Source organism: Pseudomonas sp. WC2, from assembly GCF_050586545.1.
Classification (GTDB): domain Bacteria; phylum Pseudomonadota; class Gammaproteobacteria; order Pseudomonadales; family Pseudomonadaceae; genus Aquipseudomonas.
On sequence record NZ_JBOBDR010000005.1, the window covers coordinates 32,346 to 54,670 of the forward strand.

At 58.7% G+C, this 22,325-nt stretch carries 19 protein-coding genes and 1 pseudogene; 5 read left to right on the forward strand and 15 right to left on the reverse strand.

The genetic code is table 11. From position 1 onward, the window contains the following. Nucleotides 1–641: 641 nt before the first annotated feature. Nucleotides 642–1,757, forward strand: a pseudogene (locus tag ACQ4OE_RS07365) (Fic family protein). Nucleotides 1,758–1,867: 110 nt separating this feature from the next. Here the strand turns inward: ACQ4OE_RS07365 and ACQ4OE_RS07370 are convergent. The 5 genes from ACQ4OE_RS07370 to plsB all read right to left on the reverse strand — a co-directional run bounded on the left by ACQ4OE_RS07370 (nt 1,868) and on the right by plsB (nt 6,821). Continuing rightward, a complete protein-coding gene (locus tag ACQ4OE_RS07370; RefSeq protein WP_430946236.1) occupies nt 1,868–2,557 on the reverse strand; it encodes a DUF4197 domain-containing protein in 690 nt (229 codons plus the stop codon). A 40-nt stretch (nt 2,558–2,597) separates the two neighbouring features. After that, nucleotides 2,598–2,996 carry a YbaY family lipoprotein gene (locus ACQ4OE_RS07375; RefSeq protein ID WP_122591317.1) on the reverse strand — a complete coding sequence of 133 codons (399 nt, stop codon included), beginning with the start codon at nt 2,994–2,996 and terminating at the stop codon, nt 2,598–2,600. A 51-nt stretch (nt 2,997–3,047) separates the two neighbouring features. After that, entirely contained in the window at nt 3,048–3,731 is a 684-nt protein-coding gene (locus tag ACQ4OE_RS07380) for a hypothetical protein (RefSeq protein WP_430946237.1), read from the reverse strand. Nucleotides 3,732–3,847: 116 nt separating this feature from the next. Next, the gene (locus tag ACQ4OE_RS07385; RefSeq protein ID WP_430946238.1) at nt 3,848–4,180 is read right to left on the reverse strand and encodes a YbaY family lipoprotein; all 333 of its coding nucleotides are present in this window, start codon (nt 4,178–4,180) and stop codon (nt 3,848–3,850) included. A 148-nt stretch (nt 4,181–4,328) separates the two neighbouring features. After that, nucleotides 4,329–6,821, reverse strand: coding sequence for a glycerol-3-phosphate 1-O-acyltransferase PlsB (gene plsB / locus ACQ4OE_RS07390; RefSeq protein WP_430946239.1), 2,493 nt, complete (start codon nt 6,819–6,821; stop codon nt 4,329–4,331). Between the two features lie 236 nt (nt 6,822–7,057). Between plsB and ACQ4OE_RS07395 the strand changes: the two genes are divergently transcribed. After that, nucleotides 7,058–7,267, forward strand: a complete 210-nt coding sequence (locus ACQ4OE_RS07395; RefSeq protein WP_053117589.1) for a cold-shock protein — start codon at nt 7,058–7,060, stop codon at nt 7,265–7,267. A gap of 240 nt (nt 7,268–7,507) precedes the next feature. Next, a complete protein-coding gene (locus ACQ4OE_RS07400) occupies nt 7,508–9,082 on the forward strand; it encodes a hypothetical protein (RefSeq protein WP_430946240.1) in 1,575 nt (524 codons plus the stop codon). Between the two features lie 59 nt (nt 9,083–9,141). Here ACQ4OE_RS07400 and ACQ4OE_RS07405 read toward each other — a convergent pair whose 3' ends face one another. The 4 genes from ACQ4OE_RS07405 to ACQ4OE_RS07420 all read right to left on the reverse strand — a co-directional run bounded on the left by ACQ4OE_RS07405 (nt 9,142) and on the right by ACQ4OE_RS07420 (nt 14,385). Further along, a complete protein-coding gene (locus tag ACQ4OE_RS07405; protein WP_122591323.1) occupies nt 9,142–9,519 on the reverse strand; it encodes a hypothetical protein in 378 nt (125 codons plus the stop codon). A gap of 75 nt (nt 9,520–9,594) precedes the next feature. Further along, a complete protein-coding gene (locus ACQ4OE_RS07410) occupies nt 9,595–10,404 on the reverse strand; it encodes a putative RNA methyltransferase (protein ID WP_430946241.1) in 810 nt (269 codons plus the stop codon). Then, complete coding sequence (gene dapE, locus ACQ4OE_RS07415) at nt 10,404–11,555, reverse strand: succinyl-diaminopimelate desuccinylase (RefSeq protein WP_095050390.1); 1,152 nt, start codon at nt 11,553–11,555, stop codon at nt 10,404–10,406. The genes ACQ4OE_RS07410 and dapE overlap by 1 nt, the downstream gene beginning before the upstream one ends. A 238-nt stretch (nt 11,556–11,793) precedes the next feature. Continuing rightward, the gene (locus ACQ4OE_RS07420; protein WP_122591329.1) at nt 11,794–14,385 is read right to left on the reverse strand and encodes a glycosyltransferase; all 2,592 of its coding nucleotides are present in this window, start codon (nt 14,383–14,385) and stop codon (nt 11,794–11,796) included. 214 nt (nt 14,386–14,599) lie between these two features. On the opposite strand from ACQ4OE_RS07420, the gene tcdA reads away from it, so the two are divergent. Next, nucleotides 14,600–15,418 carry a tRNA cyclic N6-threonylcarbamoyladenosine(37) synthase TcdA gene (tcdA, locus tag ACQ4OE_RS07425; protein WP_122591331.1) on the forward strand — a complete coding sequence of 273 codons (819 nt, stop codon included), beginning with the start codon at nt 14,600–14,602 and terminating at the stop codon, nt 15,416–15,418. An 88-nt stretch (nt 15,419–15,506) separates the two neighbouring features. Here tcdA and ACQ4OE_RS07430 read toward each other — a convergent pair whose 3' ends face one another. The 4 genes from ACQ4OE_RS07430 to ACQ4OE_RS07445 form a co-directional block, all read right to left on the reverse strand. After that, nucleotides 15,507–15,911 carry a SufE family protein gene (locus tag ACQ4OE_RS07430; RefSeq protein ID WP_430946242.1) on the reverse strand — a complete coding sequence of 135 codons (405 nt, stop codon included), beginning with the start codon at nt 15,909–15,911 and terminating at the stop codon, nt 15,507–15,509. Beyond that, on the reverse strand, nt 15,908–17,113 hold the full coding sequence (locus ACQ4OE_RS07435; protein WP_430946243.1) for an aminotransferase class V-fold PLP-dependent enzyme: 1,206 nt from the start codon (nt 17,111–17,113) through the stop codon (nt 15,908–15,910). Before ACQ4OE_RS07435 ends, ACQ4OE_RS07430 begins: the two co-directional genes overlap by 4 nt. A gap of 149 nt (nt 17,114–17,262) precedes the next feature. After that, on the reverse strand, nt 17,263–18,297 hold the full coding sequence (gene dapD, locus ACQ4OE_RS07440) for a 2,3,4,5-tetrahydropyridine-2,6-dicarboxylate N-succinyltransferase (protein ID WP_122591337.1): 1,035 nt from the start codon (nt 18,295–18,297) through the stop codon (nt 17,263–17,265). 33 nt (nt 18,298–18,330) lie between these two features. Beyond that, entirely contained in the window at nt 18,331–18,693 is a 363-nt protein-coding gene (locus ACQ4OE_RS07445; RefSeq protein ID WP_003222107.1) for an ArsC family reductase, read from the reverse strand. Nucleotides 18,694–18,985: 292 nt separating this feature from the next. Here ACQ4OE_RS07445 and ACQ4OE_RS07450 point away from each other — a divergent pair, with 292 nt between their 5' ends. Beyond that, a complete protein-coding gene (locus tag ACQ4OE_RS07450; RefSeq protein ID WP_122591341.1) occupies nt 18,986–20,617 on the forward strand; it encodes a Na+/H+ antiporter in 1,632 nt (543 codons plus the stop codon). Here ACQ4OE_RS07450 and ACQ4OE_RS07455 read toward each other — a convergent pair. Together ACQ4OE_RS07455 and ACQ4OE_RS07460 are read right to left on the reverse strand one after the other, a co-directional pair. Continuing rightward, nucleotides 20,610–21,302 carry a M12 family metallopeptidase gene (locus ACQ4OE_RS07455; protein ID WP_430946244.1) on the reverse strand — a complete coding sequence of 231 codons (693 nt, stop codon included), beginning with the start codon at nt 21,300–21,302 and terminating at the stop codon, nt 20,610–20,612. The two genes, ACQ4OE_RS07450 and ACQ4OE_RS07455, sit on opposite strands and share 8 nt — an antisense overlap. Before the next feature lie 52 nt (nt 21,303–21,354). Next, nucleotides 21,355–22,101 (reverse strand): hypothetical protein, encoded by a 747-nt coding sequence (locus tag ACQ4OE_RS07460; RefSeq protein ID WP_430946245.1) that lies wholly within the window; start codon nt 22,099–22,101, stop codon nt 21,355–21,357. Between the last annotated feature and the right edge of the window lie 224 nt (nt 22,102–22,325).

Sequence of the window (22,325 nt, forward strand, 5' to 3'; positions counted from 1 at the left end):
CTTTTCCAGACGCCGAAAAGTAAGCAAAAGGCTGGGCCCCGGCGTTCGGCCCGCTCGCTGGGGCTCGGGGTTCCTTCGTTCCGGGATTGATCCGGGGGCATCGCCTACGGTTTGCTTCGCTGCACCTCCTCTCGATGTGTTTGGCTGCGCCAAACGGTCGCTGCGCTCCCACCCCCGGATCAACCCCTCCACTCAGCCTGCCGATGGGGCCGGCATGGCAAGATCAAGAGCTTTACTCGAGCTTGCGCTCATTGTTGAGTGGTGCGGCTACGCCGCGGGTTTGGTGGAGGAGCTGAAGGCTGCGAGCTTTTGATTCTGCTTTTGCTTTCTGTGGGAGTGAGCCTGCTGGCGAAGGCGGCCTGCCAGCCGACCATGCTCTGCCTGAATGCACCGAATCCAATTGTGGGAGCCAGCCCTGCTGGCGATGGCGTCCTTTCAGTCGACCATTCTGAAGCTGAATGCACCGAATCCAATTGTAGGAGTGAGCCTGCTCGCGATGGGGCCTGATGGGCGATGCCAATTTGCCAGAATATCCTTCGCATGCTTCCTACAACTTTTTCAGAAACCTCCGATCTTGAGCCAACGTGCCTCGGGTGTTGTACTCCAGCCTCTGTCTCCACGAGCTTTTGAGTCCGTCCCTGATGAAAAATCCGCCAGTATCAAAAGGCAGAAATGACCCTGTGTTTGACCTGTTGGGGCGCCCGCCTCACAAGCAGCGTCTGGCGGATTATCTGGCGTTGCTCAAGCCGCTCGACGATCAGGGGCGTTATCTGCCTTTTGAGGCGCTGCGTTATCGCTGGGCGTCCGGGCTCGATGTGAATTTGTGTTGGGCGTTGGTCAAGAAGGCGCGCGTTGCGCAGTATGTCAATTTGCTCCCCTTGGGGGAGCCGGTGCAGTGGGGTAAATATGTACTGACGCCGTTGGCGCAGATTACGCTTTCGGTCGTGGATCGGCAGACTACTTCCGCAGCCTTGGATTACATGACTCGTCAGCTCGGCGAGCGCGCGCATTGCAGTTATCTGCTGAATGACTTGATCGAGGATGAGGCCATCGCCAGTAGCCAATTGGAGGGCGCTGCGACCACCACGCGTGTGGCCAAGGACATGCTCAGGCACCGGCGTCAGCCACGTACGCCGGACGAGCGCATGGTAATGGGTAACTACAGAATGATGAATTTCGCTTGGGAAAAACGCAATGAGCCCATGAGCGTGGATTTGATCGCACCGATGCATCGGGTGGGGGTGGAGGGGATTGCTGACGAGGATTATGCTCCGGGCGTTTTCCGCACGAATGATGAAGTGGTGGTTCAGGACTGAGCCGGCAATACGGTGCACCGGCCACCACCGGCAGAAGGGTTGGTTTCGCGGCTGAAGAGGCTGTCGGACTGGATCAACCTGCCCGAGGGATTACCGCAGGAGCGGGGTTATCTGCATCCTCTGATCAAGGCGATCACGCTGCACTTTGCCTTGGGGTACGAACATCCATTTCGTGACGGTAACGGGCGAGTCGCGAGGGCATTGTTTTATTGGTTCATGTTCAAGAGCGAGTTCGCGGCGTTTCGATACATTGCGATCAGTTTGCTGCTGCGCAATGCGCCGGTGAAATATGGGCGTTCTTATTTATATACCGAAGCGGATGAGTTGGATCTGACCTACTTCATCGAGTTTCAGTGTTCGGTCATTCAGCGGGCATTGAGCCGGTTCACCGATGTTTACCGAAAGAGCGTGATTTACAGCGGCGCGACCAATGCGGCCTGACAATACTTAATCTGTAGGAGCTGCCGAAGGCTGCGATCTTTTGATCTTGTCTTTGATGTAAATACTCGAGATCAAAAGATCGCAGCATTCTGCCGCTCCTAAGCGGGACGTTACAACGTCCCAAACACCTTCTTCGCCAGACTCGTCGCCGCAGCTGCCGGGTTCTGGCGGATGGTTTCTTCCTGTTTGCCGATCATTTCGAACAAGCCATTCAGCGCCTGTTCGGTCACGTAGTTCTCGACATTCGCGCTCTTCGCATCCACCACGCCAAACGCAGCGGCCTGGCCGGCGAACGAGTTGTACTTCTGCGCCACGCCCACTTTGTCGGTCGCCTGTTTGACGATCGGCAGGAACTTGGCGCGGATCTGTTCGCGGCTGGATTTATCGAGGTATTGCGTGGCCGAGTCTTTGCCGCCGCTGAGGATGCCTTTGGCGTCTGCCACGCTCATCTTCTTCACGGCGTCGACGAGTATCGGCTGAGCCTGGGTCACGGCGCCTTCGGCGGCCTTGTTCATCGCGGTTTCCAGTTCTTCGACCTGGGCGCCCATGCCGAAGGCTTTCATCTTGCTGGCGGCTTTGCCGAGTTTGCCCGGCAACTCGATTTTGACGTCCGGGTTGTTGCTGAAGCCGCCCGGGGTACCGAGTTGTTTGACGGCGATTTGCGCGCCTTGGGTCAGGGCATCCTTGAGGCCGCCGGTGGCGTCTTTCTGCGACAGGTCGCTCAGCGAGAGCGCCATAGCGTTGGCGCAGATCATCAGGCCCGCGCACAGGCCGGCGAAGCGAAGGGTAGGGCGGAGCATGGTGGCTTCCTTGTTGCGGAAAATGGTTACAGAAAATGAATCAACGAATGGCATCGACGCGGATTTTCAGCGGCTGCGGATCGTTGCCGTCGAGTTGCACGGCATGGTTTTCGGTGGTGATGAACATCAGCTCACCGTTGACTTCGATGCGCGCGCTCACCGAGTAACGGTGGCCCGGCTTGACCTGCGCCGGATCGTAGTTCAAATGGAAGGGCAGTGGCACCTGACCGTTGACCGGACCTTTCTGCTCATCCAGCACCGTCGCCGGGGCATCGGCCAGGGAGACATCCTGCAGACTCACGCTCAGGGTCGCGCTCGGTGGCAGGGCGATGCGCTGCAGGTAGAACACTTCGCCGTCGAGGCTGGCCTTGCCGGCAGGAGTGGTCGATTGGCAGGCGCTCAACAGCGTGGCGGCGGCGAGCAGGGTGAGTTTTTTCATCGGGACCTCTGAGACTTTTACGCCGGAAGAATCCCGGCGCCGAAGGGAAATCTAGCGGATTTTGCCCTCAGCGTCAGTGAACAAACGTAAGGGCGCTTGCAACCACCGCGAGATTGTCTGGCGAACCCGTGCAGACATTTTCGGCGAAACCGGGGCCAGATCCACTTGCCAGGGAGTTACCGCAATAGACTGGTGATAGCGGTTTTCAATGCTGCTCAAGGTGTAGCGCTTGCCGGGTATGACTCGGGCGGGATCGTACTTCAAGTAAAACGAAGTGGCCGTGCGTTCGTCGTGGGTCGCGCTCGCCAGTTCGCACCGTGGGTTATCGACATCATGCAGGCTGACCGTGACCGCCTCCTGCACAGCAATGGCGCGGGGCTCCTGAACTTCGACATACAAAAAACCGATCGGACTCAGATGCAATGTCTGCCGATGAGGAGCGGTGTGGACAATCACGAAGTAATCCTGCTCGACCAGTAGTGGTTGCTGGTCATGGAACATCTGGATATTGATCTGGTACTTCACTGTCATTTCGTTATAGCGGTGTGGGAAGGAAAACGTCCAGCCGACATCGAACAGCGAGGAATGGCGCCAGTCTTTGAGATTGATCGGGGATTTGGCGTTGACAACTTTGACGCTGACAACCGTTTCATTTTCACCGCCGGTAGGAGCGTTGAAGTCGGGTGGAAGTTTGAAGTCGATGTTGATGATTGATGTGTCGTTATTCAGGCTCATCTCGATAGTCCTTATCGTGATCTGGAGAAGAGCCTATTAATTCACAACGAAACTAACCGGAGAACACCTCTGGTCTTCGGTTAGTTTTCAAAAGATGTTCAGTCTGACCAGGTTGGTCAACCTGCAGTGGTGGGTTGGCTCTGGAGCATGATTCGCAGCGGTCGGCGATGAATATGGTTCAGGTCCACCCGAAAGGGGCGGGCATTTAAATAATGTTTATAACCTTGATGCTCGATGCAAGCAGTGATTGCGTAGTTATGGTTGGCAACGACATCTGCCGCATCGTACGTCAATTCGAACTTCATGCTGGACGACGTGCAACTGGCAATCTCGGTATTCGGATTGTCCACATCGTGCAGGCTGGCATGCAAGGTGAAGCCAATTGGAGGGGCAAGTCTTACAGAATAAAACACTGAGCCTTTTAGTGTTTTTACAGTAGTGCTGGTCATGTTGATTTCCTTATCAAACACGCGTCGATATTGACGCCGGTTCACCATAGAGTCGATGCCGAAATATCTATGTAGGAACGATCCGATGCTTCGTGTCGAATAGGCATCGTTGCGTGGCAGAAGCATCCTTGCTTCTGCCGTAACTTCATTAAACCGGCTCGACCAACTCCGCCGCATCTTCACTACGATGCAACGCCACCTGACGGATCGACAAACGAATATCGGCTGGCAACACCCGCTTCGCCGCACCTTCGGCCAATTCGCCGAGCAATTCGTGATAGCTGAGCTTGCCGGCGTCGTCGCGACGCAGCACGTCGAGGTCGAGCAGGGTCTGGATGAAGTGGCGGAACAGGCTCTTGTCGAAGAACTCCGGCGCATTCAGACCGTGAAGGATCGACAGGCGCTGGGCCATCACGGTGCAGAGATCTTCCAGCTCTTCGGCGCTGATGCTGTTCTGGCCGCTGTTGAGCAGCAAGGACACGGTCATGTAGAAGCGCTGCAAGGTCTGAGCGATGCTCTTCGACAGTAGCGTCAGCAGGACGAAATGCCGCGAACTTGGCGCCGGACGCAGGTACACATCCTTCTCGAAACGCAGCAAACCTTGCTCGACAAACGCCTCCAGCCACTGATCAACCACACCGTCGAGCTCGTCCAGCGACCAGCGAATGAACAGCTCCGATTGCAGGTACGGATACAGTGCGCGGGTGTAGCGCAGGATCTGTTCGCGGCTCATCCGCGAAGTGCTCTGGAAGAAGCTCGCCAGCAACGCCGGCAGGGCGAAGATGTGCAACACGTTGTTGCGGTAGTAGGTCATCAGGACGGCATTCTGCTCGTCCAGATAGAGAATCTTGCCCAGCGCATCGTTCTGCTCGGCAAGCAGATCCATTTCCTTCACATGCTCGATCAGCGCGCGGCCATCGCCTTCAGGCAGCGTGGTGTGCGGCGAGTACGGGACCTTGCGCAGCAGCGCCAGATACAGATCCAGCACGCGAGCCATCGCCCGATCGTCCAGCGCCAGGCGCGTGGTCGACAGCAGCGCCAGTGCCACCAGGTTGACCGGGTTGATCGCCGCCGCTTCGTTCAGATGCTGTGCGACTTTTTCGCCGAGGCGATTGGTGGTCTCGTTAAGCCATGCCGGTTTGTACTGCGGGCCGAGTTCCTGCTGGCGCCAGTCCGGTTGCTCGGCGTCGAGGAATTCCGCCAGTTTGATCGGCTCACCGAAGTTGACAGCGACCTGACCGAAACGCTGCTTGAGCGCGCCGATGACTTTGAAAATATCGAAAATCGACTCTTTCTTCTTGCTCGCACCGCGCAGTTCGCCAAGGTAGGTACGACCTTCCAGCACGCGCTCGTAACCGATGTACACCGGCACAAACACGATCGGCATGCGCGACGAACGCAGGAAGCTGCGCATCGTGATCGCGAGCATGCCGGTTTTCGGTTGCAGCATGCGCCCGGTGCGCGAGCGGCCGCCCTCGACGAAGTACTCGACCGGAAAACCTTTGGTGAACAGCGTGTGCAGGTATTCGTTGAACACCGAGGTGTACAGCGGATTGCCCTTGAACGTGCGGCGCATGAAGAACGCACCGCCGCGACGCAACAGGCTGCCGATCACCGGCATGTTGAGGTTGATCCCGGCGGCGATGTGCGGCGGGGTCAGGCCGTTGCGGAACAGCAGATACGACAGCAGCAAATAGTCGATGTGGCTGCGGTGGCACGGCACATAGATCACTTCGTGACCCTGGGCGACCTTTTGCACGCCTTCGATGTGGTTGACCTTGATGCCGTCGTAGATCTTGTTCCAGAACCAGCTCAGCACCACTTCAAGGAAGCGGATCGCGGTGTAGGTGTAGTCCGAGGCAATCTCGTTGCCATAGCGCAGGGCTTGGGCTTTGGCTTTCTCCGGGGAGATGTTTTCGCGCTCGGCTTCGTCGAGGATCGCTTGCTTGACCAATGGCTGATTGAGCAGGCCTTTGACCAGATTGCGGCGGTGGGAAATGTCCGGGCCGATCACCGCGGCTTTCAGATTGCGGAAGTGTACGCGCAGGATCCGCTGAGCCATGCGCACGGTGCGTTCGTGGCCTTTGTTGTGCTCGATCAGCTCGCGCAAATGGATCGGCGCGGAAAACTGCACGCGGGTTTTACGGCCGAGGACGATGATGCTCAGCAGCCGACGCAGACGCCCGGTGACGGCCCAACTGTCGGCAAACAGCAGTTTCCACGGACTGTTTTCGCTGTCCGGCGATTGGCCCCAGAACACACTGACCGGAATGATCTGCGCATCTTCAGCAGCGTTCTGGGTGAGGGCGCTGACCAGTCGGGTCAGCGTCGGCGGCGCGCCGCGTTTGTCCTGGCGACCGAGCCAGTCGGGATCCGGCGTCAGGTAGAAAAACGCCGCCGGTTCAATCAGCGACCCCACCGACACCGGCAGCACCGGACGCGGCAAACCGGCCTTGGTGCACTCGGTGTCGAGCACGGCCAGATCGGTCAGCGAAGGGTTTTGCAGGACGTAGAACACCGGACGACTGCGGTCGAGGTTGAGGGTGAACGACGACTGATTGATCGTCTCCGAGCGAACCCAGAGATACAACAGTCGGCGCAGGGTGCCAAACACAAGACGGCGGAACGGGGAACGGGTCATACGGCTTCTGCGTGAGTGAATAAAACCGAGCAGGCGCTCGGGACGGACAGTTTGCCGTATTAGGCGAAAATCGGCAAAAAAGCGGCGAAGTAATCTCCTGTTGAGACTTTTTGCGCCTGTCATATACTCGGCGCTCTGTCGCCGGGGCCCTTTAATGGACGTCGCGCGCAGGCTGACGTTCCGCGAAGGCTTTCCTGCGAAAAGCCTGTTCAATAATAAGAAAGGAGTATGAACAGATGGCAACACGTGAAACCGGCAACGTGAAGTGGTTCAACGACGCCAAGGGCTACGGCTTTATCCAGCGCGAAGACGGGGTGGACGTGTTCGTGCACTACCGCGCGATTCGCGGCGAAGGGCACCGGTCGCTGGCTGAAGGTCAGCAGGTCGAGTACGCGGTGATTACTGGCGAAAAGGGTTTGCAGGCTGAGGATGTTGTAGGCCTGTAACCCTGAAGATCAAAAGATCGCAGCCTGCGTCAGCGCTTACAGGTGTACACATCACCCTGTAGGCGCTGTCGCAGGCTGTGATTCTTTTGGGGCAAGAAAGTCTTGAGCTTCACGCTGTATGGATAATCACCCTGTCAGTTATGACAGTAGACGGCTTTTTTTCTCACGCTTACTTTCGCGGAACAAGATCCCTGTAAATCAGCGCTTTCAGGGCATAGTCCGTTCGAGAGGAAAGCGGTCATGTGGAAAAGTGTTTCGATTTTTCTGATAGTGGGTGTTGTTGGATGCTCGGTGCAACCCACTCCATCGGAGGTTGCGCAACCCCGCTTTCCGGCGATGACAGTCAGCGCTCAGGGCCAGAGTGTGTTCAAGGTAGTCGAAGCCCCGACGGGCGAGTTGAACGTCGACACGCTCGGCACCGAAGCCAATGTACAGCTCAGTTATCTGAGCCAGGCAGCGAACGACACCGCCGGTGTGCGCCTGACCGGTGTGGCGTCGCGTCCTACACCGATCCAGACCGTGTTCAGCGCAGGGCTGCTGACCTTCAAGTTGCCCAAGGCTTGGATCACTGAAAACAAGGGGCGTACTGTCAACCTGACATACACCTACAAGCGCGGCGGTGTCGGAAATCCGATGACCTCATCGCCACTGAGCATCCGCGTGGTCAGCGCTCAGGGCCAGAGTGTGTTCAAGGTAGTCGAAGCCCCGACGGGCGAGTTGAACGTCGACACGCTCGGCACCGAAGCCAACGTACAGGTCTATTATCCGAGCCTGGCGCCAAAGGATACTGTCGGTATTCGCCTGACCGGTGTGGCGTTGCGTGATACACCGATCCAGACCGTGTTCACCGCAGGTACGCTGACCTTCAAGTTGCCCAAAGCCTGGCTCACCGAAAACAAGGGGCATACGGTCAATCTGACATACACCTACAAGGTCGGCGGAGCGGGCAGTCTGATTACGTCGTCACCGCTGCCCGTGCGGGTAATCGGTACGGTGTCGGGAGGGGATGGGCAACGCGTTGCCAATGATCTCAATGCACAGTACGCCGATACGCGACAAAATTGCGGCACTGCTTCACTACCTGCGGCGTTGTGCTCGGGTGTCATATTGCGGGCGACAAAGACCAATACGGGTTATCGCGCCTGGAACCCGAGTCCGCTTTCGCAGCAGAACGGCGGCGTTTCGTTTTTCTACTTGCGTAAAGATGCGCACTTCAAAGGGTTTCCTGCCAATTATCCAAATACCAGTGGTTTTGTCTTTTTTCCACCTCAGCAACGCCCGGCGGGGAGCTTGGAAGTTCAGCTTCTATGCATTTTTCCCATAGACGGAGGCAGTGATATAAGGGACGCACAGGGATGTGGTGTATCCAGTAATTATCCAACGGTCAGTCGCTCATGCGAACAGCAGGGAATAACCACTGCGGCAGTTTGGCTTAGCCATTACAATCAGGGGCCTACGGGGTGGAAATACCAGCGTCAGTGTGGGTTCAATGTGCGAGCCAGTCAGGGAACGCTTGCAGCCGATGCGTTTTATCAGGGAATACTGGCCATGAAGTTAATGGGGGCCGAGTCGTTCAACTCGTGGAATGAAATCCGTCTGGCGACATGGCCACAGAACATCCATACGACCATTCCAATTAAGGCATTCTTTTATACAAATAATGGTTTGGCGGATGCCCGGTTCTACCAGCAGGACTTTTACAAACACGCCAGCAAAGCGATACCCATCATCAAACTGACGTTACCCCAAACGCCTGCCGAGTCAGCAAGGTTTGAATTCAACAAGGCTGATCAGTCAGTAGGCAACTGGAACTGATAGACACTTGAACCGCCCGTATTCTGATTCTGGCAGAATCTGCGGGCGGTTCAGATGGTTCAGGCGGTTTTCCAGGTGATTTCTTCTTCACCGTCTGCGCTGATACGCATCCAGCGATCCGCTGTCTCCTCACCTTCCTCTTCAACCCACGTCCCCGGCGCGCAACGCACTTCCACCTGCAGCGCAGCAAAGGCTGCGCGGGCGCAGGCGATGTCGTCGTCCCATGGCGTCTGGTCGCTTTCCAGGTACAGGCTGTTCCACTTGCCCACGGCTTTCGGCAGCCAGGTCACCGGCACGTTGCCGGCCTTGCACTTGTAGGTCTGGCCTTTCTGCACCCAGTCGCTGCACGGGCCCAACGCTTCGCCCAGCCAGGCGGAAATCGCCTTGTGGTCGACGTCGGCGTCTTTCAGGTAAATCTCGATGTCCGGTTGGCGCATGGATGTCCTCACTGCGGGTCTGAAAAATCCATTCGCGGATTTAGCCGGCCCCGGGCACTGGCCCGGAACCAAAAGTTATTGAAGAACGAAATAATCGTAGCGCATCGACACGGTGGTCTCGAACGGCTCAGCCTGTTCGATCACTGCCGCGCGACGCTCGGCACTGGCGCGCCAGCCGTGGGGTGTCATCGCCAACAGGTTGGCGCGATCCTCGGGCTTGTCCAGCGTCAGCTTGAATTCCAGGGTTTCACTGTGCGCCAGCGCCATGCCCTCCGGCACCAGGGCCAGATGCTTGTCGTCGGTGTACTCGCGCACTTCGTCGTACAGGCGCTCGCGCAGCTCCATCAGGTGGCCGCTGGTCGGGCCGACTTTCATCAGGCCGCCGCCAACACTGAGCAGACGCTTGGCTTCTTCCCAGTCCAGAGGACTGAAGACGCTGGCGAGAAACTGGCAACTGCCCGACGCCAATGGCACGCGGGCCATGCTGGCGATCAACCAGCTAATCGCCGGGTTGCGTTTGCAGGCGCGTTTGACCGCCTCGCGGGAAATATCCAGCGCATAGCCATCAGCATCGGGCAACGCTTCGGCGATTTGCGCGGTGTAATAACCTTCGCCACAACCGATGTCGACCCAGCGCTCCGGCGCATAACTCGCCGCCAGTTCGGCCAGACGCTTGGCTACCGGCGCGTAATGGCCGGCGTTGAGGAAGTCGCGACGCGCTTCGACCATGGCCTGGTTGTCGCCAGGGTCGCGGCTGTTTTTGTGCTGCACCGGCAGCAGGTTCAGGTAACCCTGGCGCGCACGGTCGAAGCGATGGCCGGCGGGGCAGACTACGCCGTTATCCACCGCGTTGAGCGGTTCACTGCAAATCGGGCAAGCAAGCATCAGGCGAGCAACTTGATCAGGGTCTGGTAGTAGATCTCGGTCAGTACGTCGAGATCCGCCGCCAACACGCGCTCGTTGACCTGGTGGATGGTCGCGTTGACCGGGCCCAGTTCAACAACCTGCGTGCCCATGGTCGCAATGAAACGGCCATCGGACGTACCGCCGCTGGTCGACGCTTTGGTCTCGCGACCGGTGATGTCCTTGATGCTCGCCGACACCGCGTCGAGCAGCGCGCCCGGTTCGGTGAGGAACGGCAGACCGGAAAGCGCCCAATCGATGTGCCAGTCCAGATCGTGCTTGTCGAGAATATCGGCCACGCGTTTCTGCAGGCCTTCGACGGTCGATTCGGTGGAGAAACGGAAGTTGAACACCGCCACCAGATCGCCGGGAATCACGTTGGTCGCGCCGGTGCCGGAGTTGACGTTGGAAATCTGGAAACTGGTCGGCGGAAAGAAATCGTTGCCGTGATCCCAATGCTCGGCGGCCAGTTCGGCCAGTGCCGGAGCGGCGAGGTGGATCGGGTTTTTCGCCAGATGCGGATAGGCCACGTGACCCTGGATGCCTTTGACCGTGAGCTTGGCACCCAGCGAACCGCGACGGCCGTTCTTCACTACGTCGCCGACCAGTGTGGTGCTCGACGGTTCGCCGACGATGCACCAGTCCAGACGCTCGTTACGCGCAGCGAGACGCTCGACCACAGCCTTGGTGCCGTGGTGCGCCGGGCCTTCTTCGTCGCTGGTGATCAGGAACGCGACCTTGCCCTTGTGGTTCGGGTAGTCGGCAACGAAGCGCTCGGCGGCGACGGTCATCGACGCCAGGCTGCCTTTCATGTCCGCCGCGCCACGGCCGCAGAGCATGCCGTGCTCATCGATCAGGGCGTTGAACGGGTCGATCTGCCACGCAGTCACCGGACCGGTCGGGACCACGTCAGTGTGACCGGCGAAGCACAGCACCGGGCCGTCATTGTTGCCGTGGGTCGCCCAGAAGTTATCCACATCTTCGATGCGCATCGGCTCGAGGCTGAAACCGGCATCGCCCAGGCGCTGCATCATCTGCTTCTGGCAATCGGCGTCGACCGGCGTCACGGACGGACGGCGGATCAGGTCGATGGCGAGTTGGAGGGTCGGCGAAAGGTCGGCGTGGGCCGTCATGGAAAACTCCGGGAGCTTGAAATTGGTCTAGGGCCAATGTGGGAGCGAGCTTGCTCGCGAAAGCGGTGTAGCAGGCAACATAGGGGTTGAATGTTACAAAGCCTTCGCGAGCAAGCTCGCTCCCACAGGGATTGGGTTCGGTCAGTTACACCGGTTATCACGCCAAGCCCCGCAAAATGGCGGTTATCTTAAAGCAAAACGGCGACCATTGGCCGCCGTTTAGTGCATCGATGAGGATTTAGACGACCGGCGCCGGCTCAGGCTCGGGCGCAGGTTTGGGCAGCGACGACAGGAACGCCATGATCAGCGCGGCCAGATACGGCAGCGACTGCACCAGCAACATCACCACCCAGAAACGCATGTCGTTGCTCGGCATGCCGTTGACCAGGAAGATCCCCAGCGCCGCGCCCCACAACAGCAGCATGATGAACAACTCTTCCCGCGCTTCGGAAATCGCCACCCAGAAGCCGTGGTTGTCGGCGTTTTTCGGCGTGCGGAAGAACGGAATGCTGCTGGTGAAGAAACCGTACAGCACCGCTTTGGCGATGGTGTGCGACAACGCCAGGCCGGCCAGTGCCGCGCAGAACGCATCTTTCAAATTCACGCCGACGGCGCGGCGATACAGGAAGATGATCTTGCCGACCTTGAACACGAACAGCGCCAATGGCGGGATCGCGAAGATCAGCAGCGGCGGATCGACCCGTTGCGGCACGATGATCATCGCCGCCGACCACAGCAGCGCGCCGACGGTGAAGAAGATGTTCATCCCATCCGCGACCCACGGCAACCAGCCCGCGAGGAAGTGGTAACGCTGGCCGCGTGTCAGTTCGGTGTCCTTGCCGCGCAGCAGGCTGCCGGTATGGCGCTTGATGATCTGAATCGCACCGTAGGCCCAGCGGAAACGCTGTTTCTTGAAGTCGATGAACGTATCCGGCATCAGCCCTTTGCCGTAACTGTTGTGGTAATACGCCGCCGACAGGCCTTTTTCGAACACGCGCAGACCGAGTTCGGCGTCTTCGCAGATGCACCAGTCGGCCCAGCCCAATTCTTCCAGCACCGAACGACGGGTCATGGTCATGGTGCCGTGCTGAATGATCGCGTCACGGTCGTTACGGGTGACCATGCCGATGTGGAAGAAGCCTTTGTATTCGGCGTAGCAGAGCTTCTTGAAGGTGCTTTCGTTCTGGTCGCGATAATCCTGCGGCGACTGCACCACGGCGATTTTCGGGTCGGCGAAGTGCGGCACCATGTGCTTCAGCCAGTTCGGGTGCACGCAATAATCGGAGTCGATCACCGCGATCACTTCGGCGTCTTTCGCGGTGTGCGGAATCAGGTAGTTCAGCGCCCCGCCCTTGAAACCGGCCAGGGGCGAAACGTGGAAGAACTTGAAGCGCGGGCCGAGGGTTTCGCAGTAGTCGCGCACCGGTTCCCACACCGCCGGGTCCTTGGTGTTGTTGTCGATGATCAGGACTTCGTAGTCCGGGTAATCGAGAGCAGCGAGGGCGTCGAGGGTCTGTTTGACCATCTCCGGCGGTTCGTTGTAGCAAGGCACGTGGATCGACACTTTCGGCCGATAGCTGGAGTCGCCTTCAACCGGCAGGAATTCGCGCCGGCGCTTGTGAATCCACACTGCTTCGGCCAGTTCATGGGCTTCGGTCAGCAAGACGATAAACACGCCGAGCGCACCCAGCGCCAAGAGGAATCCGACCGTCAGACTGAACCACGTACTGTATTGCAAGCTGTAGTCGTAACCGATCCACACCAGCACCGAACCGCAAAGGAAGGCGATAAAGGTCAGGAAGATCCGTCCACGCTGACGCAGGGCCGAGCCGTCGATCATCAGCAGGGTCAGCGACAACAGCGCCAGCACCACCGAACCCACCGCGAGCACGCGCCATTGCGGGATCGCGACCACCGGGCCTTCGAAATTGAATTTCTGCTGACGCGCGGCGTTGAAAACGCCCCAGTACGCGCCCACCGAGCCTTCGTCGCTGGCCTTCCACGGCTGGTCAAACGCCTCGATCACGAAGTAGTTGAAGCCTTGGCGGTTTAGCTTGTTGACCAGTGTGCGCAGGTAAATCGCTTGATCCGCCGGCGACGCATCGGCACCACCGCGCATGCGACCGTTGCTCGGCCAGCCGATTTCGGACAGCAGCAATGGCTTTTTCGGGAACATCTTTTTCAGGTCGCGAGCGCGGTCGAAAACGAACTGCCCGGCCTTATCGACAGGGATGAATTCCCAGTAAGGCAGAACGTGGGCGGCGATCAGGTCAACGTGCTTGGCCAGTTCCGGGTGTTCTTCCCAAACGTGCCATTGCTCCGAGGTGGTCACCGGCACTTTCACCGCCGCGCGCACGCGATCAAGCAACACGCTCAGCTCTTGCGCGGTGATTTCCTTACGGAAGATCGCTTCGTTACCCACCACCACGCGAACCACGCTGCGTGAAGTGTTGGCCAACTCGATGGCGCGGGTGATTTCCCGTTCGTTGCGTTCCTGGTCGGGGCTGATCCAGATCCCCAGCGTCACGCGCAGACCGAATTCCTCGGCCAGTTTCGGGATGTCTTGCAGCGAACCGTCAACCGAGTAGATGCGGATGTTGTCCGTCAGCTTGCTCATGATCTCCAGGTCGCGGCGCATTTCCTCGTCAGACGGATACTGATCCTTCTGCGGATATTGTCCCTGCTGGAACGGCGAATAGGAGAAACCGGAGATCTGCTCCGGCCAGTTCGGTGCGGAAACCGGGCGATTGATCAGCGCCCAGAAACCGGTGAACAGGGCAGCGATTGCCAGAACCACCACCAGGTTGAGTCCAAATTTACGCGATGACATAGCTGTTTCAGGTTCCAAAGGCTGTGGAACGAAGGATCGGCAGGCTGTACGCCAAAGGGGCGCGCATCCTACACCGGTAGTTCGCCAGTCGTACAACAGACGGGGAAATTACTCACATTGGGCAAGCCTCTTTGACTTAAGTTCTTACACTTGTAGCTGCAGGCTTAGAACTTGTCGCTGCGTGGCCCTATAATGCGCGCCGGTTTTTGGGGTAATGGTCATGAGTACAGAAGATCCGCGGTTTGCAGGCATCGCCCGTTTGTATGGCATCGAAGGCATGGAGCGCTTGCGTGCGGCCCATGTGGCGATCGTCGGCGTCGGTGGCGTTGGCTCCTGGGCGGCGGAAGCCATCGCCCGTTGTGGCGTCGGCGAGATTTCGCTGTTCGACCTCGATGACGTCTGCGTCAGCAACGCCAACCGCCAGTTGCACGCGCTGGACAGCACCGTCGGCAAACCCAAGGTCGAAGTCATGGCCGAGCGCCTGCGCGGGATCAACCCGGATTGCACCGTGCACGCGGTGGCTGACTTCGTCACCCGCGACACCATGGCCGAATACATCACGCCAAATATCGACTGCGTGATCGACTGCATCGATGCGGTCAACGCCAAGGCAGCGCTGATCGCCTGGTGCAAACGCCGCAAGATCCAGATCATCACCACCGGCGGCGCGGGCGGACAGATTGATCCGACGCTGATTCAGGTGTGCGATCTCAACCGCACGTTCAATGACCCGTTGGCCTCGAAAGTGCGCTCGACGTTGCGTCGTGATTATGGTTTTTCGCGCACCGTGACCCGCCATTACAGCGTGCCGTGCGTGTTTTCCACGGAGCAACTGCGCTACCCGAAACCGGATGGCAGCATTTGCTTGCAGAAAAGTTTTGTCGGCGACGGCGTGAAGCTTGACTGCGCGGGTGGGTTTGGCGCGGTGATGATGGTCACGGCGACGTTCGGCATGGTCGCGGCGACCAAGGCTGTGGACAAGATTGTCGCGGGTGTTCGGCGTCCTTCAGACCGGGTTAAACCTCAGGTTTGATGGTGAGGCTGAAGGCCTCTTCGCGAGCAGGCTCGCTCCCACAGGGAAATGCATTCCAATGTGGGAGCGAGCCTGCTCGCGAAAGCGATTAACCGGCCAACTCATTCATCCGCTGTAGCACGGCATTGAGGCCATTGCTGCGCGAGGGCGATAGCTGGCGCGACAGGCCCAACTGATTAAACCAATCAGGCAAATCAATCTGCTGCAACTCAGCCGCCGACAAGCCGTTAACCCGCAGCAGCAACAACGCCACCAACCCACGAATCATCCGCGCATCGCTGCTGGCGCTGAATTGCCAGTGACCGTCGTGCAATTCCCCAACCAGCCACACCTGACTCTCACAGCCGTGCACCCGGTTGGCATCGCACTTGTCGGCGTCACTCAACGGCGGCAGACGATCACCAAACTGCATCAACAACCGCGCCCGCTGTTCCCAGCCGGATGCGTTCTGAAAAATTTGCAGCGCTTCGGCGGCCTCGACCGGCAAGCTCATCGCAACAACTCCAGCGCCTGATCCAGTGCTTCAAAGAAGCGTTCCAGATCTTCCGAATCGTTGTACAGCGCCAGCGACACCCGAATCGCCCCGGCCAGTTCGAAGCTTTTCAACAGCGGCATCGCGCAGTGATGGCCGGCGCGCACGGCAATCCCTTGCTCAGTCAGCAGGTGCGCCAGATCAGCGTTATGCACACCCTCGACGACAAAACTGGCCAAGGCCAATTGCGGCTTGCCGAGCAATCGAATGCCGTTACGCGCCGCGAGGCCACGCAGCAAATAATCATGCAGCGCCGCTTCATGGGCCGACACCGCTTCCTGATCCAACCCGGCCAGATAATCGAGGGTCGCGCCGAGGCCGATCACACTGGCAATCGGCGGCGTACCCGCTTCGAAACCCAGCGGAGCAGGGCGGAAGCGCGAGTCGTGGTAGTTGGCTTCCAGCACCATTTCGCCGCCGAACTGCCAAGGCTTCAATTGCTCAAGCGCAGCGTTGCGCCCGAACAGCACGCCGAGGCCATCAGGGCCATACAGCTTGTGGCTGGAAAATACATAGAAGTCGCAACCCAGCGCTTGCACGTCGTGCCGACCATGCACCACACCTTGCGCGCCATCGACCACGGTCAGTGCGTTCTGCGCTTTGGCCATGCCCAACAGCGCGGTCAGTGGCTGCCAGGCGCCGAGCACATTGGACAACTGACTGATCGCCAGCAAACGCGTGCGCGGGCCGATCAAGTGCACGGCGGCGGCGAGATCGATCAGGCCGTCGGCATCCAGCGGCAGAATCACCAGTTTCAGATTGCGCCGTTGCGCCAGTTGCTGCCACGGCAGCAGGTTGGCGTGATGCTCCAGGGCGCTGATGAGAATTTCATCGCCCGCGTGGAAAAGATGTTCCAGGCCATAGGCCAGGAGATTCAGCGCACTGGTGGCGCCGTGGGTAAAGATGATCTGCCCGCTGTCACCGGCGTTCAGCCACTGGGCAACCTTGCGCCGACTGTCTTCGAACGCCTGCGTGGCATGCGCGCCGGGCAGGTGTTGCGCGCGATGCACATTGGCTGCGCCGTTGGCGTAGTAATGCGTCAGTGCGTCGAGCAGGGCCTGGGGTTTTTGCGTGGTGGCGGCGTTGTCCAGATAGGTCTGGTCTTGCCGTTGCAGCGCGGCGATGGCCGGAAAATCGGCACGCCAGGGGGAGGGAATCATCATCTGTTCAGCCCTGTGAACTTGGGCGGGATGTACACCGAACCTTGTGGGAGCGAGCTTGCTCGCGAAAGCGTCGTGTCATTAGCACTGCTGTTGACGGACCGGACGCCTTCGCGAGCAAGCTCGCTCCCACAGGGGGATCGTATGGCTGCTTAGTTGTGAGCGTGCAGCGCTTCGTTCAGTTCGATCGCCGATTTGTGGGTTTTGCATTCCACCGCGCCGGTTTCCGAATTGCGACGGAACAGCAGGTCAGTCTGACCGGCCAGCTCACGCGCCTTCACAACCTTGACCAGGTTGTTGTTTTCGTCGAGCAGCGCCACCTTGGTGCCGGCGGTCACGTACAGGCCCGACTCAACAGTGTTGCGGTCGCCCAACGGGATACCGATACCGGCGTTGGCGCCGATCAGGCAGCCTTCGCCAACCTTGATCACGATGTTGCCGCCGCCCGACAGGGTGCCCATGGTCGAGCAACCGCCGCCCAGGTCGGAACCCTTGCCGACGAACACGCCAGCCGAGACACGGCCTTCGATCATGCCCGGGCCTTCGGTGCCAGCGTTGAAGTTGATGAAACCTTCATGCATCACGGTGGTGCCTTCACCGACGTAAGCGCCCAGACGCAGACGTGCCGCGTCAGCGATACGCACGCCGGCCGGAACCACGTAGTCGGTCATTTTCGGGAACTTGTCCACCGAGAACACTTCCAGCAGGTCGCCACGCAGACGGGCTTCCAGTTGCATTTCCGCCAGTTCGCTGAGGTCGATGGCGCCCTGGCTGGTCCATGCAACGTTCGGCAGCAGCGGGAAAATCCCGGCCAGGCTCACGCCGTGCGGCTTGACCAGACGGTGCGACAGCAGGTGCAGCTTGAGGTACGCCTCAGGCGTCGAGGTCAGCTGCGCGTCTTCGGCCAGCAGGGTGGCGACCAGCGGTTTGTGGCTTTCGGCCAGACGGGTCAGCAGCTTGCCTTGCACGGCGTCGATGCCTTTCACCGCTTCAGCCAGTTGCGCGGCTTGGGCGGTGGTGAAGGTGATGGCCTGGTTGCCTTCGGTGTAACCGAGGATCGGCGCAACGGCGGCGACCAGTTCAGCCGAAGGATTGAGCAGTGGCTGTGCATAGAACACTTCCAGCCACGCGCCTTGACGATTCTGAGTGCCGACACCAAAGGCGATGCTGAACAGGGAATTGGACATGTAAATACACCTCTACAAAGAGTGACGGGCTGCTTACTTCAGAGCGGCCGCGTAGATATCTGGCTTGAAGCCAATCAGGGTTCGGTCACCGAGATCGAGCACCGGGCGCTTGATCATCGAGGGTTGAGCGAGCATCAGTTCGATGGCTTTCGACTGGTCGAGATCGGCTTTACGTTCGTCGTCGAGTTTGCGAAAGGTCGTGCCTGCACGGTTCAACACCGTTTGCCAGCCGTGTTCGTCGCACCATTGGGTCAGGTGCTCACGGTCGATGCCGGCGGTTTTGTAATCGTGAAAGTCGTAGCTGACAGCGTGTTCATCGAGCCAGGTGCGCGCCTTCTTCATGGTGTCGCAGGCTTTGATGCCGAAAAGGTGCAACGTTTTACTTGAAACGGTCAAGGAATCGCCCCCTTTACAGGTGCTGGAGAAAAATGGTGACGGATTATGCCATGACCAAACGGTTTCGTCGGCCACGGTTGTCGCATGGCTGCAAAACCTGTGGGAGCGAGCCTGCTCGCGAAAGGGCCGTTTCAGTCAATATCAGTGTTGAATGATCTACCGCATTCGCGAGCAAGCTCGCTCCCAGACTGGAATGGCGATGAGGGCGTGCGACATAGGTGCAACGGTCAGACACAGCCTAAGCGGCTAATATGGCAGTTCAACGCTGTCGATTGTCTGAGATTTCCGCTTTATGCAAACTGCTTACACCGTGCTGATCCTGCTGATGCTGGTCAGTGTCTCGCGTCTGGTCGGACGGGTTATCCCGCTGCCGCTTCCTCTGGTACAGATTGCCGCCGGTGCCTTGCTCGCTTGGCCGACCTTGGGGCTGCACGTGGCGCTCGATCCCGAGCTGTTTCTGTTTCTATTCCTGCCACCGCTGTTGTTTTCCGATGGCTGGCGCATGCCCAAGCGCGAGTTCTGGCATTTGCGCGGGCCGATCCTGACGCTGGCGGTCGGGCTGGTGCTGTTTACCGTGGTCGGCGCCGGCTACTTCATTCACTGGTTATTGCCGACGATTCCCTTGCCGGTCGCCTTCGCGCTGGCCGCGGTGTTGTCGCCCACTGACGCCGTGGCCGTATCGGCGATTGCCCAGAACCGCTTGCCGACGCCGCTGATGCACATCCTGCAAGGCGAGGCGCTGATGAACGATGCGTCGGGTCTGGTGACGTTCAAGTTCGCCTTGGCCGCGGCCATCACCGGGGTGTTTTCGCTGACCAACGCCAGCCTGAGCTTTGTCGTCGTAGCGCTCGGTGGTCTGGCGGTTGGCGTGGCATTGAGCTGGCTGGTCGGGCGCCTGCGCTCGTGGATGATCGCGCGGGGTTGGGACGATCCGGCGACGCATGTGGTGTTCATGTTGCTGCTGCCGTTCGCCGCGTATGTGTTGGCTGAACGCCTCGGCGTGTCGGGCATTCTTTCGGCGGTCGCGGCGGGGATGATGCAGAGCTGGCTCGACTTGCTGCCCCGCCAGACCAGCACGCGTTTGCTCAACCGAAGCGTCTGGTCGCTGCTGGAATTTGCCTTCAACGGTCTGATCTTCCTGCTGCTCGGTCTGCAACTGCCGGACATCATCAAAGCCGTGGTCAGCCATGAGCCGACGTTGTGGCCGACGCTGTTTTATCGCTGCCTCGATGTCATTGCGATCTTCCTCGCCCTGGTGCTGCTGCGGTTTGTCTGGGTGCAGAGCATCTGGCGTTTGTCGGTGCTGTTGCGGCGTTTGCGCGGTAAAGGCGATCTGACTCAAGTGCCGACAGCGCGCTCTTGCTGGCTGCTGACCGTCGGTGGCGTGCGCGGGGCGGTGACGCTGGCGGGTGTGATGTCGGTGCCGATGTTGATGGGCGCAGAAGCGTTTCCGGAGCGTGATCTGCTGATCTTTATCGCGGCGGGCGTGATTCTGCTCTCGCTGATCTCGGCCTGTATCGCTTTGCCGCTGTTGTTGCGCGGCATCGAAAAGAGTCCGGACGACAAGCGCCGCCAGGAAGTGCGCGACGCTTGGCGCAAGACCGCCGAAGCGGCGATCCATGCGCTGGAGACTGAAGAAGCCGCCCCGCAGGATGCGGCTCAAGCGGCGCTGGCGACGGAGTTGAAGGCGCGGATCATGTCCGAATATCGCCATCAACTCGAAGTCTTCAATGACTCGGCCGAAGCCCAGGCGCTGGCGTTCCAGATGGATCTGCTGGAGCGCCGTTTACGCTTGAAGGCGCTACGGGCGCAGCGCCTGGAACTCTATAGCCTCAGCCGTCAACACCAGATCGGCGATGACGTGCTCAGGGAAGTGCTGGCGGATCTCGATTTGAGCGAGGCCAATCTGGGGCAGGTCAAATAGGGTCGGCACGGTAATCGATGGCGGGGTAAACCTTTCTGGCGAAACGCTTGTCGCCGTCGCTGAGCTTGGTGTTGAAGGCAAACCAGGCGTTATTCAGGGTGAGGAAACCGGGAATCGCGTAGTGCATGATCGAATGCCTGTCGTACTCGCCCTGTAAAACCGTCGAACCGGATTCGATACCAAAGAGATTGAGGTCAACTTCCTCTTCATCCCAGTTGACCTCTTTGTTGTAAAACGCATACACCGCAGGTTTGTTCCACTGAATATTGGCATCGGAATGAAGATGCGCATGGTGAAAGCCCAACGCATGCCCGAATTCGTGAATCACCGTCGCCTCGAAATAAGGGCTGGCAGGGTCTAGACCGATGGCCATGGTCGGTTCTTGCGCGGCCATTCTCAAGGCGTTGGTGCCGATCGCGGAGTAATTGGCCGTGCCGCCCAGCGCAATGCGGATCTGCCCTTTGCCATTCTCGACCAACTCGAACGCCAGGCTGACAAAGGGCTCCCACTGACGCATCGCCATTTCGATGCGGTAAGCCAATTCATCCGACACATCGTCCATAAAGGAAAACGTGACGGTGCTGGCGTTTTCCCAAAAGGCGTTCGAGTAACCGACTGAACGTTTAGGCCGTACGTTCGAATCTCGTTCAGGGCTGAGCATTTTTACAAAGTCGCGAGCCTGCATGTTCAATATCCTTATTGATGAGGTTGTTTGTTTTAGAAATGGCAGAAGTTATTTAAATAGCATTCTGTCGTGGGTAAGCTTTGCTCATGAAGGCTTTGTCCTTTTCGCTCAACACCAGATTCAAATCGATTTTGAAATCTCCCTCGGTCCATTCCTGGCGAATCGCGTAGTGCATGATCGACTTGGGGTCGTAAGGACTGTGATCAACTTCACTGCTGTTGAGAAGATTGAAGTAACGCTCGTCCACCATATTTCGTGTGTAATCACCTTCTTCGGCATCTTCGTCCACACCGTGGGCCCGATACACTGCTTTGCGGTTCCAGGGAATGTTCGCTTGTGGGTGCAGGTGTTCATGTTCCGCCCCCAGCGCATGACCAAACTCGTGCATCACATTGGCCGCGAAAAATGCCGGCATCCTCAGGTCCGGAGACAGCAACATGGTCGGCCCTTCTTCGACCAGCAAGGCGTTGGTGCCGATGAGCGACCAGTAGGCGCCGGGCTCGCTGGCGATGCGGATATCCCCCTGCTCGCCCTCAACGAAATCGAACGTCAGGTTGATATACGGCAACCACTGGCTGGCAGCGGTCTTGACCGCTTCTTTGAACGGCGGCTCACCGTTTAGAAAGGCGATGCGCAACACACGACCGGGCGCCCAGAAGTTGGTATGGCGGGCGACGGCGCGTTTCTGTCGGGTCGAAGAAGAGGCCGGCGCGTTCGCAGGGTTTTCAGTAATGGCCACTGCGTAGGATTGCGGCCGTTCGGAAGGTTGTTTCGCGGTGCAGACAGTTTGTAGGTTCATCATTAACGATCCCTTTGTTAACAGGAACGTCAGTTGAATTGATTTCTATAATCGCCGGTTGAAGAGTGGGGCCGTCGACTGACAAACGGGAGCGTTAGCCCAGGTTTGAGTAAGGAAGTTGTTTCATCCATGAAAACAATATGTATCTGACGCCTATCTAAGTTGGTTGGCGCTCGAAGGGTAACTTTGCGCAGTAGCAGGCGAAAGTGCGGAAATACCTGGAT

Coding starts and splice junctions, on each gene's coding strand:
- ACQ4OE_RS07405 (WP_122591323.1), bottom strand. CDS start 9,519: ATGCGCCAACCGGACATCGAGATTTACCTGAAAGACGCCGACGTCGAC.
- ACQ4OE_RS07370 (WP_430946236.1), bottom strand. CDS start 2,557: ATGCTCCGCCCTACCCTTCGCTTCGCCGGCCTGTGCGCGGGCCTGATG.
- ACQ4OE_RS07450 (WP_122591341.1), top strand. CDS start 18,986: ATGCAAACTGCTTACACCGTGCTGATCCTGCTGATGCTGGTCAGTGTC.
- ACQ4OE_RS07435 (WP_430946243.1), bottom strand. CDS start 17,113: ATGATGATTCCCTCCCCCTGGCGTGCCGATTTTCCGGCCATCGCCGCG.
- ACQ4OE_RS07455 (WP_430946244.1), bottom strand. CDS start 21,302: ATGCAGGCTCGCGACTTTGTAAAAATGCTCAGCCCTGAACGAGATTCG.
- plsB (WP_430946239.1), bottom strand. CDS start 6,821: ATGACCCGTTCCCCGTTCCGCCGTCTTGTGTTTGGCACCCTGCGCCGA.
- tcdA (WP_122591331.1), top strand. CDS start 14,600: ATGGTCATGAGTACAGAAGATCCGCGGTTTGCAGGCATCGCCCGTTTG.
- ACQ4OE_RS07380 (WP_430946237.1), bottom strand. CDS start 3,731: ATGAGCCTGAATAACGACACATCAATCATCAACATCGACTTCAAACTT.
- ACQ4OE_RS07410 (WP_430946241.1), bottom strand. CDS start 10,404: ATGCTTGCTTGCCCGATTTGCAGTGAACCGCTCAACGCGGTGGATAAC.
- ACQ4OE_RS07420 (WP_122591329.1), bottom strand. CDS start 14,385: ATGTCATCGCGTAAATTTGGACTCAACCTGGTGGTGGTTCTGGCAATC.
- ACQ4OE_RS07385 (WP_430946238.1), bottom strand. CDS start 4,180: ATGACCAGCACTACTGTAAAAACACTAAAAGGCTCAGTGTTTTATTCT.
- ACQ4OE_RS07395 (WP_053117589.1), top strand. CDS start 7,058: ATGGCAACACGTGAAACCGGCAACGTGAAGTGGTTCAACGACGCCAAG.
- dapE (WP_095050390.1), bottom strand. CDS start 11,555: ATGACGGCCCACGCCGACCTTTCGCCGACCCTCCAACTCGCCATCGAC.
- ACQ4OE_RS07400 (WP_430946240.1), top strand. CDS start 7,508: ATGTGGAAAAGTGTTTCGATTTTTCTGATAGTGGGTGTTGTTGGATGC.
- ACQ4OE_RS07430 (WP_430946242.1), bottom strand. CDS start 15,911: ATGAGCTTGCCGGTCGAGGCCGCCGAAGCGCTGCAAATTTTTCAGAAC.
- dapD (WP_122591337.1), bottom strand. CDS start 18,297: ATGTCCAATTCCCTGTTCAGCATCGCCTTTGGTGTCGGCACTCAGAAT.
- ACQ4OE_RS07375 (WP_122591317.1), bottom strand. CDS start 2,996: ATGAAAAAACTCACCCTGCTCGCCGCCGCCACGCTGTTGAGCGCCTGC.
- ACQ4OE_RS07460 (WP_430946245.1), bottom strand. CDS start 22,101: ATGAACCTACAAACTGTCTGCACCGCGAAACAACCTTCCGAACGGCCG.